We start from the raw sequence: 13,530 nt of genomic DNA on the forward strand, positions 1-13,530 counted from the left end.
ACGCTCTGATCTATCGCCAGATGCGTGCTGTGTGTATTTATTCGGCAAATGCCGCAAAATATTTATTCAAACGTCTCTTCCGGCCACTGAGCCTTAACTACCTTACCGATAATGCGGATGCTGTGATCGCAGTCGATAATCCTGTAAGCAGGGTTGAGTGGTACCAGATAGCTCACGCCACCGTCTAACTCGTACTTCTTGAAGGTTGCTTCTGAGTCAGCATTCGCAGAGGCAACGCAGAAATCGCCTGTCTCAACCGGTTCTGCTGGGTCAATCAGAATAAGCATTCCTTCCGGAAAGCTCGGACGCACACCCTGTGGTGCAGTCATGGAGTGACCTTTTACCTCAAGCCAGAAAGCTTTCTCGCTGGCTTTACGGGTAGTGGCTACCCATGCCTTCGCATCACTTGCTGTATAGCTGCTTACCTCAGAGAACGGGCCGGCCTGCACATGAGAGAACAGGGGGTAGTCATACTGTTTGAAGACAGCGTCAGCATCTTCTCCAAACATTATCTTTGCCGGCGAAACGCCTAATGCCGCTCCTAATATCACTGCATCATCTGCACTGACTTTTCTTGCACCCAGTTCATAATTCCCTAGGCGTGACGGCGCTGCCCAGCCACAAAGCTTGGCGAGCTGTACTTGGCTAAGTCCTTTAGCTTCACGTAGGGACTTAATCCTTTCCCCGATCACTTCATGCATAGTTTTCATCCATCTAATCTACCACGATACGTGATTACACTATGTACACGAATTGAGGTTGACTGTTAATCACATTTTGTGTGTAATGTTGTTGTGTACAACGCCAAGGAGTAAGCAATGAATAACATTGCACAGCAGCGAAAGAAGATCGGAGTTTCGCAAGCTGTTCTGGCATCAGCCATCGGTTGGGGCCAGTCAAGAATAGCGAATTATGAGTTAAACATTCGTACCCCAAGCCTAAATGATTGCCGCTCAATCGTTGAAGGCCTCAGAAAATTAGGATGTCGTTGCTCGCTTGATGATGTGTTCCCACCCTCAAAAAGCAAAGCAGCTTAAGCACCACCCGCTCTTAAACAACGGACGCTCTGTCCCACGTCGCTGAAAAGCGAAACCAAATCAAACTAACGATTCATACGTGACAGCCATCCGGCCGTCGCGCAATTACATATTCAACAAGAGAATTATCCAACATGAGTTCAGCAAACTACAGCAAACCAACCGAGAACGAGATCAACAGAACGCAGACAGATCTCCTTCTCGCAGTTTCACAGATGACCGGGCGAGAGTTCGCTAAAGGTGTTGGTTGCCATGAGTCGAAGATTAGTCGTGCCGACTGGCGCTTTATAGCTGCCGTCATTTGCACGGCAAGGATGGCATGGGAAGTAAGCCCGATGGGACGTTTAGTGCAGGAAACCATTGAGGCTATTAGCGGAAAAGAAAAAGCCCCAAACGCTGGAACGTTTGAGGCCTGATGCGAAATGACTGGATCAATTCACAGGAGTAATTATGAGTAGTTTATCACTGTATTACAAGGGCAAAGAGAAGAACGGCACGGATACCACGGTGCGTAAAACGTTCCTGGTTCCGCTGTCAGAGCTGTATGTCGAGCCAGGCTATAACGTTCGTGATATCGATCAGCAGCACGTCGAGGAGTTTCGCGACGCATTTATTGCCGGCGAGTTTGTGCCGCCTCTCGCAGTGCAGGTGACAGGCGATCGGGTCAAAATCATCGACGGTCATCACCGCTATCACGGTGCCCAGATGGCTACCCAAGCCGGTCACGAAATTGCCCGTCTTGAATGCAAAGACTTTACCGGTACCGAGGCCGATCGCATCGCATTCATGGTTACCAGCAGTCAGGGTAAACCGCTCACTGCGCTTGAACGTGCAGCAGCTTATCAGCGCCTGTCTAATCAGGGATGGTCAGTAAGCGAAATCGCCAGCAAGGTTAAGCGCTCTGTCGCTGATGTTGATCACCATCTCCAGCTGCTGACGTGTGGCGATGAGCTGATAGCTATGGTCAAAACCGGCGAGGTAGCAGCAACGACCGCTGTCGCGCTGGCACGTGAGCACGGTGCCAACGCTGCCGCTATTGCAACTGAGCAGATGGGTAAGGCTAAGGCCGCTGGTAAGAAAAAGCTTTCGCGCAGTGCAGCAATCCCGCTGTTCAGTGCTGCTAAAGCCCGTCGCTTGGCTGAACTGCTGGTAGGTGCAGAGATGTCCGGAGAAGCCGGTAATAAACATCTGGTGCTGGCAGAAGGAACGGCAGAGGAGGTAAGGCAGATTATTGCTGACTATCGCGCCGGAGCGCCCGGCAGGTGGGAGGAGTCATGAACCTCGCATATGGAAACGTAACACCAATCAGGTCCGAACTACGGGCCGTGGAGCGTCGTGTGGCAGATCTGGAGGATGGTTACACGCGCATCGCCAATGAACTGCTGGAGGCTGTCATGCTGGCCGGAATGACACAGCATCAGCTTCTTATTTTCATGGCCGTCATGCGCAAAACATACGGCTTCAACAAGAAGGTTGACTGGGTTAGCAATGAGCAGCTATCTCAGCTTACAGGTATGTTGCCGCACAAATGCTCAGCCGCAAAAAGCTCTCTGGTAAAGCGAAATATCCTGACGCAGGAAGGGCGCTTAACAGGGATAAATAAAGAGCTGGGCCAGTGGATAAATGAGCCTTACCCGAAAAAGGTAAACTTACCCGAATCAGGTAAGAAAAAATTACCCGAATCAGGTAACGGGTCTTACCCGAATCGGGTAACCACAAAAGACACTATTACAAAAGACAATAAAGACAGTAATTCTTCGTCAGAGAATTCTGTCGAATCCCCTGACTCACCTCCGGCAAATCTTCCTGCTCTTCGTCCTGAAGCAGCAGTCCAGACCCCGAAGGGTGACAAGTGGGGAACCGAAGACGACCTGAAGGCGGCGGAGTGGATTTTCAAACGGGTGCAGATCGTCTCACCCAATGCCCGCCAGCCTAACTGGCCCGCCTGGTCAAACGACATCAGACTGCTGCGCACGGCTCTGCAGGTAACGCACCACGATATTTGCGAGGTGTTTCTCTGGGCCAGCCGCGATCACTTCTGGCAGTCGAACGTGCTCAGCCCCGCGAAGCTGCGGGAAAAGTGGGACACCCTCAAAATCCAGATGAACCAGCCAAACCGTAACCGGCAGGCGCCAGCGGATCAGCAGCCTGCTGCCCACTGGAACAGCCAGGAAGCATGGGAGAATTTCATATGAGACATCTCGTAGCGGCAGTAAACAATCGCGACAGCAGCGCGCTGGCCCGCATGGCCGGTGATGCCCCGCAGCCGGCGGATCGTCGCCTGCATCAGGAAGTTGAAAAGCTGATGAATGAGTTTTTCGACGGACTGAAACAGGTGTTTCCCGCCTCAGTCAGCACCGCCTGGCGGACTCAGGCAGACGAAGCCGCCGCCAAACGACAGTGGATAGCCGCCTTTGCGGAGAACGGCGTGACCAGCAAACAGCAGCTTTCAGCAGGCATGCGCCAGGCGCGCGCCAGCGGATCACCGTTCCTGCCGTCTCCGGGCCAGTTCATCAGCTGGTGCAGGCAGGGCGCTTTTGCCGCTGCTGGCCTGCCGGACGAAGAGACGCTGTACGGCATGGTAATGACCTACTGCGCCAAACGCGGCGACTACGCATCCCCGGAGCAGTATCCGTGGAAGAGCAACGCCGATTACTGGATGGTCACCGGCCTGTACAGCCTGATGCGCGCCAACAACCTGAGCGAGTCTGAGCTGCGCATCAGATGCCGCTCTGAGCTGCGCAAAATGTCCGAACGGATCGAGGCCGGCGAAGAAATCCCGGAACCGCGTAAGCAGCTGCTGAAGCTTTCCATCCCATCCACCAGCGAAAAGGCGATGGAAGGTGTAGCCCTGCTGCGCGCCACGCTGAAAGCAAAACGGAGTGCATCATGACTCAGGTTATCCAGCTGTACATCGAAACTCCGCTGTTGCGGCAGGCGCGCAACCTGACAGCGTCAATCATCAGCCTTACAAAAACCGAAGGCCTCAGCGCCGATCAGCTTCGGTCTCAACTCCGGGCTATCGATTTGCTGGCGCGCGAGACGCACGACCTGATTGTTGATGCTGAGTTTGAACAGGAAGACGTTCGGGAGAAGGCCGGTGGATATACCGAAAGAGGGCATACGCCTACATAAATCAAACTTCAGGGCCATCGGGCAACAGCTTCAGCCACTGCTCGAATCCGGCGAATGCTACCGGCTTACCCTCAAGCCGTGGAAAGAAAAACGCAGCCTCTCACAGAACGCACTTAGTCACATGTGGTATGCCGAAATCAGCGCCTACCTGATTAAGTCAGGCCGCACCGATGCAACACCCGAATGGGTAAAGCGCAACCTCAAGCGCACGTATCTGGGCTGTGAAGCCATCACCTACACCGATTTCATCACGGGCGAAAAGTCCACGACCTACGAACCCCGGCACACGGCCAATCTTGATACCGGAGAGATGCATTTCTTCCTGAATCAGATCGAGAGCTGGTGCATGCAGTTTGGTCTGGTGCTTACGGTCCCGCATGACTCGGAATATCAGAAACTGAAGGATAAACAAAATGGGTAGACCAAACACCTGGACACAGCAGGAAATTGACTACATCGAGCGTGTGGCCGGAAAGGTCCCGCCGCAGGTTATGGCAGACGCGCTTAACAAACCGCTCAGCACGCTCAAAACCAAAGCCACCGTTCTGGGGCTGGGATTAAACGTACCGAAACATATTCTTGAGAAGCACTGGCCGGAGTATCTGAAGAAAAAGGAGAGCAGCCATGCGGCAAACGTGGTTCACCCATGATCCTGTAGACACCGATACCGCGAACGAACTCCTTCACCGATTTGCCACCCGCAATATTCAGACCCAAAAGACGCTCGCTACCGATCCCCGCCTTTGGCTGGTCAGCGCGCTGCTGCCTGAAAGCAAACGAGAACCACGGAGAGATCACACTTATGAGCAGAGATGCTGGCAATAAGCGCTGCTGTCGCTGCCACACCATCCTCACCAGTGAGGACAAATACCATCACGGCATATCATGCTGGAAGTGCGAGGAGGACATGTTCTATGCAGAGAAATTCGACTACTTCCCCCTGATCTGCGCCTGGCGATATGCAGGCTATCAGGTGCGATGGCTGAAGTGCGTCACCGGGCACCTCATGAGTCTGCTAATGCGTAGCATGCTCCGATGTGTAGTTGCCTACCGATCCGGATTGAAGCATCACAGGAGGGGGCGATGAGAAAAATCAGGCGCCGCTGCAAAAATCCGGGCTGCCGTGAATGGTTCCACCCAGGTTTCCAGAATCAAACCTGGTGCAGCGCAGACTGCGGAACCGTGATAGCACTGGCGAAGGTGGAGAAAGACCGGCAGAAAGCGATACAGGAGGCAGAGCGACGACGTAAAGCAGAGACCCAGCAGGAAAAGCGCCACACCAAAATCCGCAAGTTAGCAGTACAGCCCCTCAGTTACTTCCATAAGCAAGCCCAGACAGCTTTTAACGCATATATCCGCACACGCGACGCCGGGCGGCCGTGCATCAGCTGTGGCCGCGATACCGGCGCGAAAATGAATGCGGGCCATTACCGCACCGTTGGAGCCAGCAAAGAAACCCGTTACGACGAAACCAACTGCCACCTTCAGTGTGAGCATTGCAACTCATACCTGTCCGGGAACATTGGCGAGTACAAGCCACAGCTTATTGCCAAGATCGGCCAGGCTGCTTTCGAACGCCTGATGGGACCGCACGAACTGAAGAAATGGACGCGGGAAGAACTGCAGGAGCTGGCTGCGTACTACCGGCAGAAAACCAGAGAGCTAATTAAGCAGAGGGAGGCAGCATGAGCTTAGAAGCGACAGTAAAGTACCATTTTCCAAAGGGGCAGAACTTCAGCGGAACCGCGCCGCAGACGTCGCCTGACACGCTTACCGGCACCGACTATATCGCAGCCATGGGAATGACGCAGAGTCGTGCTCCACTGGGTTACAGCGCTTTCATGGGAAAGGTGGGAGTAAGTGAGAACGACGCCGCACGCGCCGTATCCCTGTTGACTGAATATGCACTTCAAACCTGCGAGAAGGTTCCAGCCTTTCGCAAACTCGACGCTGATATTAAACCAGCCGTTATGCAAACACTCGCAACTTATGCCTATCTCGATTACTGCCGAAGCGCCGCCAGCGTGAAGCCGTGTGATTGCTGCCATGCCACCGGATTCATTGAGGCCGATGTGTTCTCAATGAAATCACCACTGTCCGGCGGTGAGACTAGGAACGTCAAAGAGACCGTGCGCGTGCTCTGCAAGCAGTGCAAAGGCAAAGGGGTCCTATCAACTGCATGCCGTGACTGCAATGGCCGTGGCCGTGCAGTGATGAAAGCTGAGACGGAAAAGCAGGGCGTGCCTGTTATGGGCGACTGCAAGCGCTGCTGTGGACGTGGGTATGAACGCATTCCGGCAGCGGAAGCCTATCGTGCTATCTCCGGAATTACGGAGAGCATAAGCCTGGCAACGTGGCATCGAAGCGGTAAACCATTCTACGACCAATTGATCGGAAAGCTCGAAACAGAGGAGTCCTGGGCGAATGTCGCGCTGAACAAGGTAACTGCATAGAATCAAATTAAATGGCTCATTATTTTATCGTGAGCTATTTACTTTTCAGGAAGCTGGGGATATGATTTCCAACAGTTGAAGTTGCGCGCTGTTGTTAAGTGCGCCTCAAAACGAAAGTTCCATCACTCTGTGATAATTAGAAAGCCCTCCGGACTCACCATCCGCGAGGGTTTTTTGCAATAGTGCCATCAAAAAGTTTATTCAGACAAAAATCGCAGCCTCCAGTAAACAAAAATGTTGACATGGTAAGCATAAATGTTTACTATCATGTCATGTTCAACGGATAGGAGGATTAGTGAGGCAAAGCGAGTTCAGGCGGTGGCTTGAATCTCAGGGTGTGGAAGTTTCAAACGGTACAAACCATCTGAAACTGAAATACAACGGGAAGCGAAGTGTAATGCCAAGACATCCCGGCGCTGAGTTAAAAGAACCATTGCGAAAGGCCATACTCAAGCAGTTAGGCCTGAATTAATAAACCAGCCCTTTGGGGCTGGTACTCGCAGGACTCACTACAAAAATATGCGATACCCGATAATGCTGGAACCGCACGACGGCGGATATGTGGTTTCTTTTCCGGATATACCGGAAGCCCTAACGCAGGGTGATACGCGAGAAGAAGCGCTGGCTATGGGGCTGGATGCACTGGTTACTTCATTTGAATTCTATTTTGAAGATAACAGGCCTGTTCCGGAGCCGGGCTTAATTTCCGGTGACTTTGTAGAGGTTCCGGCAAGTGTATCGGCGAAGGTGCTGCTGCTTAATGCTTTCCTTTCTTCTGGCTTGACTCAGGTTGAGCTGGCTACGCGCATGGGAGTTAAAAAGCAGGAAGTGACACGCATTTTCGATCTGCACCACTCAACGAAGATCGATACTATCCAGAAGGCATTAGCTGTTATGGGCGTATCATTATCAGTCAGGGCTGAGGGGCAGCTTGATGTGTACACACTTAAGAACGGGGAGTACACGTTGCCACGTAGGTTGTGTCAGGGGGCTAGAGTAAAATTTATTGCGTGCCCTGCATTAAAGCCTGCTGAAATTGCAGTATACAGTGCTGAAGTTGTGCATGATGAGAGGCAGGATTCTAGCTTTTTAGTGATTAGAGATCCGCAAAAGCTGGAATTAGAAAGTCCTGATATGGAACTGGTGAGTTCACTCTCGGTCAGTCTGACCACTGGACAATCGGCAATACCTGTAAACTGTGTTCTGCCTGAATCTTACTAAAGATAATTAATTGCAAAGGCTCACTTCGGTGGGCCTTTTTCATTTCAGCGCCCAAAGGATTTCCCTCACCAATTTTCCTGTGACTTTCACGGGGCGCTTCTTTCTACCTACGGCAGATGAGTAATGCGGGAATGTTTCCGGGCGACACTGGAAATATTAACCGGGAGCGCTTTGTTCACAACCTCATCAAATCCTAAAAGCGACTCCCCATCTCTGGGGGTGGGAAATGCAAAAGATGCCTTACAAATCTGATCCGGGCCTGATTGCAGCCATGATTGCACTAGGCATGACACTGCTCGGCGCTGTGGCTGCTTATGCCTACAAAGTATTAAGCGGGGAGGCGTTCAGCTGGCGGACCCTGTGTCTGCAGGTAATCGTCTCACTGTTCGCCGGGCTTCTGATGATGCTGATAGCAAACTATTGCAACTGGCCGCAGGAAGTGACCGGCGCAATCTGTGGCATGGCTGGCTGGTCCGGTTCATCCCTTATCAAAGCACTGGAAAAACGTTTTCTGCAGAAAGCTGCAGGCGATGCGGGAGCTGCTGAATGATTACTCTCGACCAGTTCCGGCGCGCGACCGGCATCAGCCACGCTCTGGCCGACATGTGGTTCCCTCACGTCGCAGCAGCGATGCGGGAATTCGATATCGACACGCCAAAGCGGCAGGCACACTTTCTGGCGCAGGTAGGGCATGAGTCTGCCGGCTTCACTAAAACCGAAGAGGGGCTGAATTACAGCGAGAGCGCTCTGAACGCTATGTTCGGCAAGCGTATCACCCCCTCACAGGCGAAAGCCTACGGCAGAAACAGCGGTCACCCCGCTGACCAGTGCATGATAGCCAGCATCATTTACGCAAACCGCAACGGAAACGGCAGCATCGAATCCGGTGACGGCTACCGGTACCGCGGGCGCGGGCTGATTCAGATAACTGGGAAGAAAAACTACTCGGCCCTGAATGCACAGCTGAGCGCTGACCTTATTGCAGCGCCGGACCTGTTATCGGGCAGGACACTTGCAGCACGGTCAGCGGCAGCCTGGTGGAAGAATCACGGCCTGAATGAGCTGGCAGACGCGGGGAATGTCGATCGCATCACGCGGGTTATCAATGGTGGCCTGAACGGTATCGATGACCGCCGGCAGCGTACCGCCCGCGCACTGGAGGTGCTATGCAGAACATGAACGTTATCCGCATCCTGATCCCCGTCATCTTCGTGGTCATCATCATCGGCTTCATTGCAAAGCTCGGCTATGACAATCAAATCCTCACGCAGAGGAACGAGCGTCTGCGCCTGCAGAACACTGAGCTGATGTCCAAAAATACCGACCTTGCCGGCACCATTAAAACGCTGGCGGCGCATGTTGGTGAGCAAAACGAAATCGTCCGCGCTGAGACAAAGCGCCGGGCAGCCGCAGAGATGAAGCAGCAGGGGCTACAGGATGAGGTTAAGCAGGTATTACGCGACAGCACGTGCAGCGTTGTGCTTGTCCCTGATGATGTCACTGACAAGCTGCGCGACCAGGCAGATTCAGTACGAAGCGGTAAAGGAGCCGCAGCTGCCGATACCGGCAAGCCTGCTAAGTGAATGCCCGGTACCGGTTATCCCAAAGCCAATGACCTACGGTGACAGTATCCTGCTCAACTTCCGGCTGCTGAACTCATTGGATGAGTGCAATGGCAAACTGAGAGCTATCAGCAGGATTGAAGAAATCAGAGCCTCGCAATAGCGGGGCTTTTTTGTACCTGCAGTAAATCACGCGCCATGCCCGGCGCATCAAACCACACAGAGCCTTTCAGGAATCAGCTTCGGAGATAACCGTTATAAGCGGCGGCTTCTCTGTGGGCGGTTATCTGGGCAACGAGGCTTATTCGCTAAAAGGTAAAACGCAATGACATATCCAACGGTGATCGTAAGTGGCGTATCTGTTCGTGTAGACAGTGAGGGCCGCTACTGCCTGAATGACCTACACGCAGCAGCAGTTCTGAACGGCGAAGCTACTGAATCGCAGAAGCCCAGCAAGTTCATCCGCAGCGCCACAGTTCAGCGGTTCGTCAAGGCGCTGGATGCCAGAGGACAAAAAAGTCCTTTGGAATATAATCAATCACTTAAAGTGATTCGGGGCGGTGACTCTCAGAGTGTATGGGGAGTCGAGATGATTGCCGTTCGATATGCGGCATGGATCAAGCCTGAGTTCGAGATTGATGTTTACAACACATTCATCGAAAGCCGCACAAGGTCACTCGACATCCTCAACCAACTAAACCGGCTCGATCATCTCATTTGCGGTGAAACCAAAGACATCAGCCAGTGTGCCAGCAAGATGGGTAAGTGGGGAAAAGGCGGTAGAAAGGCGCTGCTGAACGATGCACGCAAAAACCTGATTGACCAGCTCGATCCTGACATGGTGGCACTGATGGAAGGGAGCGCGGCTTAATTAACATGCCAGGAATAGCAGGTATGTAAGAGAGCCACTTTCACAACGGCTTTCATCACAAGGCGCTTTCTAACCAGAGCGCCTGATGATGAATCTCTCCGACAAGGGATAACGGTTAGCCACGCTGTGAAGCGTCGCGAAGCTGTGAGAAAAATTTGCTTCACTCGGATTAATCCTGGCGGTAGTCTGGTTGCTCTAATTTTCGCTAGGACCAATTTAATGAAGATTATAAACATTGATATGAATTTGAGCAGCTCAGAATTAGGTAGAGCCAAAAGATTTCTCATCTTAGACCGCGTGCCTACCGCGCGTTGGCAGGCCATATTTAATGAGCTTCATAAAAATTCAATGGATACCGCCAAGAGAGCGGTAACCACATCTGGCAAATACCTTGAGGTTGAGTGCTCAATGGATGAAATACAGCAACAAGTTGATAGGTTAAAGGCGCTTTGCCAGCAAACTGATGTTCAACTCCAAGCAGAATTTGATGAGTCTCAAAGAAAAGAGCAAGAACGTGTAAATCAAATTGAAGAAAAGAGGAAAATTGCAAGGGAACAATATAGTAAATTGAAGTTTTGATAAGAAATCCGCCTCCGGGCGGTTTTTTATTGAAGCAAATATGCCAGACACCTCTCGCATTACCGTCACCATCAAATCCGGTGAAACTCATGAAGGGCTGATGAACAGATCGCAGCCAGAGATCGTTAACGGCTTCATCGGCATTGCCCGCGAGGATGGTGGCTGGGTCTATCTGGCGCCTGATGACGTGCTCAAGATGGAGTACGAGCCAGAGCAAAAAGAGTAAGATGGCCTTCACCACAAAGGAGGAGGTTGCCGATGAAGTTTAAGCCAAGATTTGAGGATTACACGGAAGCCGAGTTTACAGCGTTAGTAGCTGTAATTTTCAGTGCCGAGGGTGGCGAAGCATACCAGGACGAACTGATTGAACATGTTTGCTCTCTGTCTGAGCATCCAGAAGGTTCAGACCTGATTTTCTATAATGATGACGATGACCTGACTCCAGAGAAGGTTGTGGCGACAATGAGAGAGTGGCGCAAAGGTCAGGGGCTGGCTGATTTCAAGGCGTAGTCATCACAAGGCGCATTTGCGAGTGCGCCTGATGATGAGTGATTATGATCAAAAATCAGTAAGATAATTCTTATACCAATGATGTATGCAAGATATTATCTCTTTGCTGAATGTTCAGCTTGTCTTAAGGGATTACGAAATGACCTCTTACTACGTGAATAAAAACCAACAAGCAAATGGCGATCATGAAGTCCATACCGATAGCTGCCGTTTTTTGCCATTACCCCAAAACAGAGTGTCACTTGGCAATTATGCAACTTGCGCACCTGCTGTGCAGGAGGCTAAAAGGCTTGGCTATTCAAGGGCCAACGGTTGCAGAACCTGCAGCTTTGCTTGCCATACGTCATAAAATAAATTGAACAAATGAAGGCTGCCATGGCGGCCTTTTTTATTGGAGTAAATATGGCAAAGCTCACTGACAAACAGGAGCTGTTTGCCCGTGAGTACCTGAAAGACCTCAATGCCACACAGGCAGCTATCAGGGCGGGCTACAGCGAGAAGACCGCCAAAGAGGCTGGCTATGAAAACCTCACAAAACCTCACGTACTGGAATTAGTTGCAGAGCTTAAGGCTCAGCGTGTAGAGCAAACCGGTATTGATGCGGCCTATGTGCTTCGTCGCTTGGTAGAAATTGACCAGATGGATGTGCTCGACATCATGACTGATGACATGAGTATTAAGCCTGTCTCCGAGTGGCCCGCGTCATGGCGCCGTTACCTGAGCGGATTCGATCTGGCCGATATGTTCGAAGGCCGGGGAGAAGACCGTGAAATGGTTGGCATCTTGAAAAAAATTAAGTGGCCGGACAAGGTCAAAAACCTCGAACTGCTTGGCAAGCACGTCACAGTCCAGGCATTCAAAGACAACGTTAAAAACGAACTGGTTGGCCCCAACGGTTTGCCACTGGCTGCGCCTACGTTCGTTGTTAGCTTCGGAGCGGATGATGACGACAGCGGAGAAGAGACTTAGCTTCGCGCCCAAATTCAAACCTCTCTTTAAGGCAATTCGCTATAAGGTATTTCATGGTGGTCGAGGCGGTGCTAAATCATGGGGTATCGCCCGCGCACTGGTCATCATGGCCGCATCAAAGCGCCTACGAATCCTGTGTACCCGCGAAGTGCAGAACTCGATCAAGGATTCAGTGCACAAACTGCTGAAAGACCAGATTGAGATGCTCGGCCTTAACCCGTGGTTCCGCATCACCAACGAGACGATTACCAGCGCCTGCGGTAGCGAGTTCCTTTTCAAGGGACTGCGTTTCGACCCGCTGGGCATTAAGTCTACCGAGGGTGTCGATATCTGCTGGGTGGAAGAGGCTCAGTCTGTCTCTGCCGATTCGTGGGACATCCTGATCCCGACCATCCGGAAAGAAGGCTCGGAAATCTGGGTATCGTTCAACCCCGGCGAAGAGAAAGACCCGACCTATCAGCGCTTCGTGGTTAACCCGCCTGATGACAGCATCACGGTTGAGGTGAACTACTACGACAACCCGTATCTGCCCGAGACGCTCCGCAAAGAGATGGAGTACTGCAAGCGGGTAGATTACGAGGCATACGAACACGTCTGGCTGGGCAAGCCTAAGTCGATATCTGAGGCGGTTATCTTCAGGCAGCGCTACAAAGTCGATGCATTCCCTGATGACCTGTGGCAGCAAGCCGATCGTCTGTTCTTTGGTGCTGACTTCGGTTTCGCAAATGACCCTAGCACCCTGATCCGCATGTTCATGCTCGGCACCCGGCTTTATATCGAATATGAGGCCTACGGTGTCGGCGTCGAGTTGGATGAAATGGCGCAGTTTTACGACTCCATCCCCGAGGTTCGACGCTGGCCTATAAAGGCCGATAACGCGCGCCCTGAGACAATCAGCCACATTGGCAGGCAGGGCTTCAGCATTGACGCGGCCGCCAAGTGGAAGGGCAGCGTGGAAGATGGCATTACCTACCTGAAAGGGTTTGAAGAAATCATCATCCATGAACGCTGCAAGCACACCGCCGACGAGTTCCGGCTCTACTCCTACAAAGTCGACAAGAAGACCAACGAAATTCTTCCGGTCATTGTCGATGCACATAACCACTGCATAGACGCCATACGCTACGGGCTGGACGGTTACATCACCAGCTCAGACAGCCTTGGCACTTGGGCGCAACTTGGCAGAGGCTGAA

The 13,530-nt window shown here is 52.1% G+C and carries 22 protein-coding genes and 1 pseudogene; 22 read left to right on the forward strand and 1 reads right to left on the reverse strand.

The features are described 5' to 3' along the window. Nucleotides 1-62: 62 nt before the first annotated feature. Nucleotides 63-710, reverse strand: coding sequence for a LexA family protein (locus tag BBA90_RS11240; RefSeq protein WP_065649210.1), 648 nt, complete (start codon nt 708-710; stop codon nt 63-65). Between the two features lie 108 nt (nt 711-818). Between BBA90_RS11240 and BBA90_RS18790 the strand changes: the two genes are divergently transcribed. From BBA90_RS18790 to BBA90_RS11335, 22 genes and pseudogenes are all read left to right on the forward strand, one after another. Further along, on the forward strand, nt 819-1,037 hold the full coding sequence (locus BBA90_RS18790) for a helix-turn-helix transcriptional regulator (protein ID WP_075050733.1): 219 nt from the start codon (nt 819-821) through the stop codon (nt 1,035-1,037). A 134-nt stretch (nt 1,038-1,171) separates the two neighbouring features. Beyond that, nucleotides 1,172-1,453, forward strand: coding sequence for a CII family transcriptional regulator (locus tag BBA90_RS11245; RefSeq protein WP_065649211.1), 282 nt, complete (start codon nt 1,172-1,174; stop codon nt 1,451-1,453). Nucleotides 1,454-1,487: 34 nt separating this feature from the next. Further along, the gene (locus tag BBA90_RS11250) at nt 1,488-2,315 is read left to right on the forward strand and encodes a ParB/RepB/Spo0J family partition protein (RefSeq protein ID WP_065649212.1); all 828 of its coding nucleotides are present in this window, start codon (nt 1,488-1,490) and stop codon (nt 2,313-2,315) included. Beyond that, nucleotides 2,312-3,232, forward strand: a complete 921-nt coding sequence (locus BBA90_RS11255) for a replication protein (RefSeq protein ID WP_065649213.1) — start codon at nt 2,312-2,314, stop codon at nt 3,230-3,232. The genes BBA90_RS11250 and BBA90_RS11255 overlap by 4 nt, the downstream gene beginning before the upstream one ends. Then, nucleotides 3,229-3,930 carry a replication protein P gene (locus BBA90_RS11260; RefSeq protein ID WP_065649214.1) on the forward strand — a complete coding sequence of 234 codons (702 nt, stop codon included), beginning with the start codon at nt 3,229-3,231 and terminating at the stop codon, nt 3,928-3,930. The genes BBA90_RS11255 and BBA90_RS11260 overlap by 4 nt, the downstream gene beginning before the upstream one ends. After that, entirely contained in the window at nt 3,927-4,172 is a 246-nt protein-coding gene (locus tag BBA90_RS11265) for a hypothetical protein (RefSeq protein WP_065649215.1), read from the forward strand. Before BBA90_RS11260 ends, BBA90_RS11265 begins: the two co-directional genes overlap by 4 nt. Then, the gene (locus tag BBA90_RS11270; RefSeq protein WP_065649216.1) at nt 4,138-4,593 is read left to right on the forward strand and encodes a YbcN family protein; all 456 of its coding nucleotides are present in this window, start codon (nt 4,138-4,140) and stop codon (nt 4,591-4,593) included. The genes BBA90_RS11265 and BBA90_RS11270 overlap by 35 nt, the downstream gene beginning before the upstream one ends. Further along, the gene (locus tag BBA90_RS11275; RefSeq protein ID WP_065649217.1) at nt 4,586-4,822 is read left to right on the forward strand and encodes a hypothetical protein; all 237 of its coding nucleotides are present in this window, start codon (nt 4,586-4,588) and stop codon (nt 4,820-4,822) included. The genes BBA90_RS11270 and BBA90_RS11275 overlap by 8 nt, the downstream gene beginning before the upstream one ends. Before the next feature lie 433 nt (nt 4,823-5,255). Beyond that, nucleotides 5,256-5,861, forward strand: a complete 606-nt coding sequence (locus BBA90_RS11280) for a recombination protein NinG (protein ID WP_065649218.1) — start codon at nt 5,256-5,258, stop codon at nt 5,859-5,861. Further along, on the forward strand, nt 5,858-6,625 hold the full coding sequence (locus BBA90_RS11285) for an antitermination protein (RefSeq protein WP_065649219.1): 768 nt from the start codon (nt 5,858-5,860) through the stop codon (nt 6,623-6,625). The genes BBA90_RS11280 and BBA90_RS11285 overlap by 4 nt, the downstream gene beginning before the upstream one ends. A gap of 295 nt (nt 6,626-6,920) precedes the next feature. After that, nucleotides 6,921-7,097, forward strand: a complete 177-nt coding sequence (locus BBA90_RS18800) for a type II toxin-antitoxin system HicA family toxin (protein WP_075050735.1) — start codon at nt 6,921-6,923, stop codon at nt 7,095-7,097. Between the two features lie 47 nt (nt 7,098-7,144). Further along, nucleotides 7,145-7,546: pseudogene (locus BBA90_RS19145) on the forward strand (type II toxin-antitoxin system HicB family antitoxin); the annotation flags it as partial. 535 nt (nt 7,547-8,081) lie between these two features. Beyond that, entirely contained in the window at nt 8,082-8,396 is a 315-nt protein-coding gene (locus BBA90_RS11295; protein ID WP_065650462.1) for a phage holin family protein, read from the forward strand. After that, nucleotides 8,393-9,025 carry a glycoside hydrolase family 19 protein gene (locus BBA90_RS11300; RefSeq protein WP_065649220.1) on the forward strand — a complete coding sequence of 211 codons (633 nt, stop codon included), beginning with the start codon at nt 8,393-8,395 and terminating at the stop codon, nt 9,023-9,025. Before BBA90_RS11295 ends, BBA90_RS11300 begins: the two co-directional genes overlap by 4 nt. Then, nucleotides 9,013-9,429, forward strand: a complete 417-nt coding sequence (locus BBA90_RS11305; protein ID WP_065649221.1) for a DUF2570 domain-containing protein — start codon at nt 9,013-9,015, stop codon at nt 9,427-9,429. The genes BBA90_RS11300 and BBA90_RS11305 overlap by 13 nt, the downstream gene beginning before the upstream one ends. Then, nucleotides 9,341-9,571 (forward strand): Rz1-like lysis system protein LysC, encoded by a 231-nt coding sequence (lysC, locus tag BBA90_RS19675; protein ID WP_430914196.1) that lies wholly within the window; start codon nt 9,341-9,343, stop codon nt 9,569-9,571. The genes BBA90_RS11305 and lysC overlap by 89 nt, the downstream gene beginning before the upstream one ends. 162 nt (nt 9,572-9,733) lie before the next feature. Continuing rightward, nucleotides 9,734-10,279 (forward strand): KilA-N domain-containing protein, encoded by a 546-nt coding sequence (locus tag BBA90_RS11310; RefSeq protein ID WP_065649222.1) that lies wholly within the window; start codon nt 9,734-9,736, stop codon nt 10,277-10,279. 126 nt (nt 10,280-10,405) lie between these two features. After that, nucleotides 10,406-10,858: a hypothetical protein gene (locus BBA90_RS11315; protein WP_065649223.1), complete on the forward strand. Its 453-nt coding sequence runs from the start codon at nt 10,406-10,408 to the stop codon at nt 10,856-10,858. Nucleotides 10,859-10,898: 40 nt separating this feature from the next. Further along, a complete protein-coding gene (locus tag BBA90_RS11320; protein WP_065649224.1) occupies nt 10,899-11,084 on the forward strand; it encodes a hypothetical protein in 186 nt (61 codons plus the stop codon). A 32-nt stretch (nt 11,085-11,116) separates the two neighbouring features. Beyond that, nucleotides 11,117-11,368, forward strand: a complete 252-nt coding sequence (locus BBA90_RS11325) for a bacteriocin immunity protein (RefSeq protein WP_065649225.1) — start codon at nt 11,117-11,119, stop codon at nt 11,366-11,368. A gap of 402 nt (nt 11,369-11,770) precedes the next feature. After that, a complete protein-coding gene (locus tag BBA90_RS11330; protein ID WP_075050762.1) occupies nt 11,771-12,337 on the forward strand; it encodes a terminase small subunit in 567 nt (188 codons plus the stop codon). Then, nucleotides 12,312-13,529: a PBSX family phage terminase large subunit gene (locus BBA90_RS11335; protein WP_065650463.1), complete on the forward strand. Its 1,218-nt coding sequence runs from the start codon at nt 12,312-12,314 to the stop codon at nt 13,527-13,529. Before BBA90_RS11330 ends, BBA90_RS11335 begins: the two co-directional genes overlap by 26 nt. Nucleotide 13,530 lies beyond the last annotated feature (1 nt).

The sequence above is a fragment of the Pantoea eucrina genome, assembly GCF_001691555.1.
Lineage (GTDB): Bacteria > Pseudomonadota > Gammaproteobacteria > Enterobacterales > Enterobacteriaceae > Pantoea > Pantoea borealis.

Coding starts and splice junctions, on each gene's coding strand:
- BBA90_RS11240 (WP_065649210.1), bottom strand. CDS start 710: ATGAAAACTATGCATGAAGTGATCGGGGAAAGGATTAAGTCCCTACGT.
- BBA90_RS18790 (WP_075050733.1), top strand. CDS start 819: ATGAATAACATTGCACAGCAGCGAAAGAAGATCGGAGTTTCGCAAGCT.
- BBA90_RS11245 (WP_065649211.1), top strand. CDS start 1,172: ATGAGTTCAGCAAACTACAGCAAACCAACCGAGAACGAGATCAACAGA.
- BBA90_RS11250 (WP_065649212.1), top strand. CDS start 1,488: ATGAGTAGTTTATCACTGTATTACAAGGGCAAAGAGAAGAACGGCACG.
- BBA90_RS11255 (WP_065649213.1), top strand. CDS start 2,312: ATGAACCTCGCATATGGAAACGTAACACCAATCAGGTCCGAACTACGG.
- BBA90_RS11260 (WP_065649214.1), top strand. CDS start 3,229: ATGAGACATCTCGTAGCGGCAGTAAACAATCGCGACAGCAGCGCGCTG.
- BBA90_RS11265 (WP_065649215.1), top strand. CDS start 3,927: ATGACTCAGGTTATCCAGCTGTACATCGAAACTCCGCTGTTGCGGCAG.
- BBA90_RS11275 (WP_065649217.1), top strand. CDS start 4,586: ATGGGTAGACCAAACACCTGGACACAGCAGGAAATTGACTACATCGAG.
- BBA90_RS11280 (WP_065649218.1), top strand. CDS start 5,256: ATGAGAAAAATCAGGCGCCGCTGCAAAAATCCGGGCTGCCGTGAATGG.
- BBA90_RS11285 (WP_065649219.1), top strand. CDS start 5,858: ATGAGCTTAGAAGCGACAGTAAAGTACCATTTTCCAAAGGGGCAGAAC.
- BBA90_RS11295 (WP_065650462.1), top strand. CDS start 8,082: ATGCCTTACAAATCTGATCCGGGCCTGATTGCAGCCATGATTGCACTA.
- BBA90_RS11300 (WP_065649220.1), top strand. CDS start 8,393: ATGATTACTCTCGACCAGTTCCGGCGCGCGACCGGCATCAGCCACGCT.
- BBA90_RS11305 (WP_065649221.1), top strand. CDS start 9,013: ATGCAGAACATGAACGTTATCCGCATCCTGATCCCCGTCATCTTCGTG.
- lysC (WP_430914196.1), top strand. CDS start 9,341: ATGTCACTGACAAGCTGCGCGACCAGGCAGATTCAGTACGAAGCGGTA.
- BBA90_RS11310 (WP_065649222.1), top strand. CDS start 9,734: ATGACATATCCAACGGTGATCGTAAGTGGCGTATCTGTTCGTGTAGAC.
- BBA90_RS11320 (WP_065649224.1), top strand. CDS start 10,899: ATGCCAGACACCTCTCGCATTACCGTCACCATCAAATCCGGTGAAACT.
- BBA90_RS11325 (WP_065649225.1), top strand. CDS start 11,117: ATGAAGTTTAAGCCAAGATTTGAGGATTACACGGAAGCCGAGTTTACA.
- BBA90_RS11330 (WP_075050762.1), top strand. CDS start 11,771: ATGGCAAAGCTCACTGACAAACAGGAGCTGTTTGCCCGTGAGTACCTG.
- BBA90_RS11335 (WP_065650463.1), top strand. CDS start 12,312: ATGACGACAGCGGAGAAGAGACTTAGCTTCGCGCCCAAATTCAAACCT.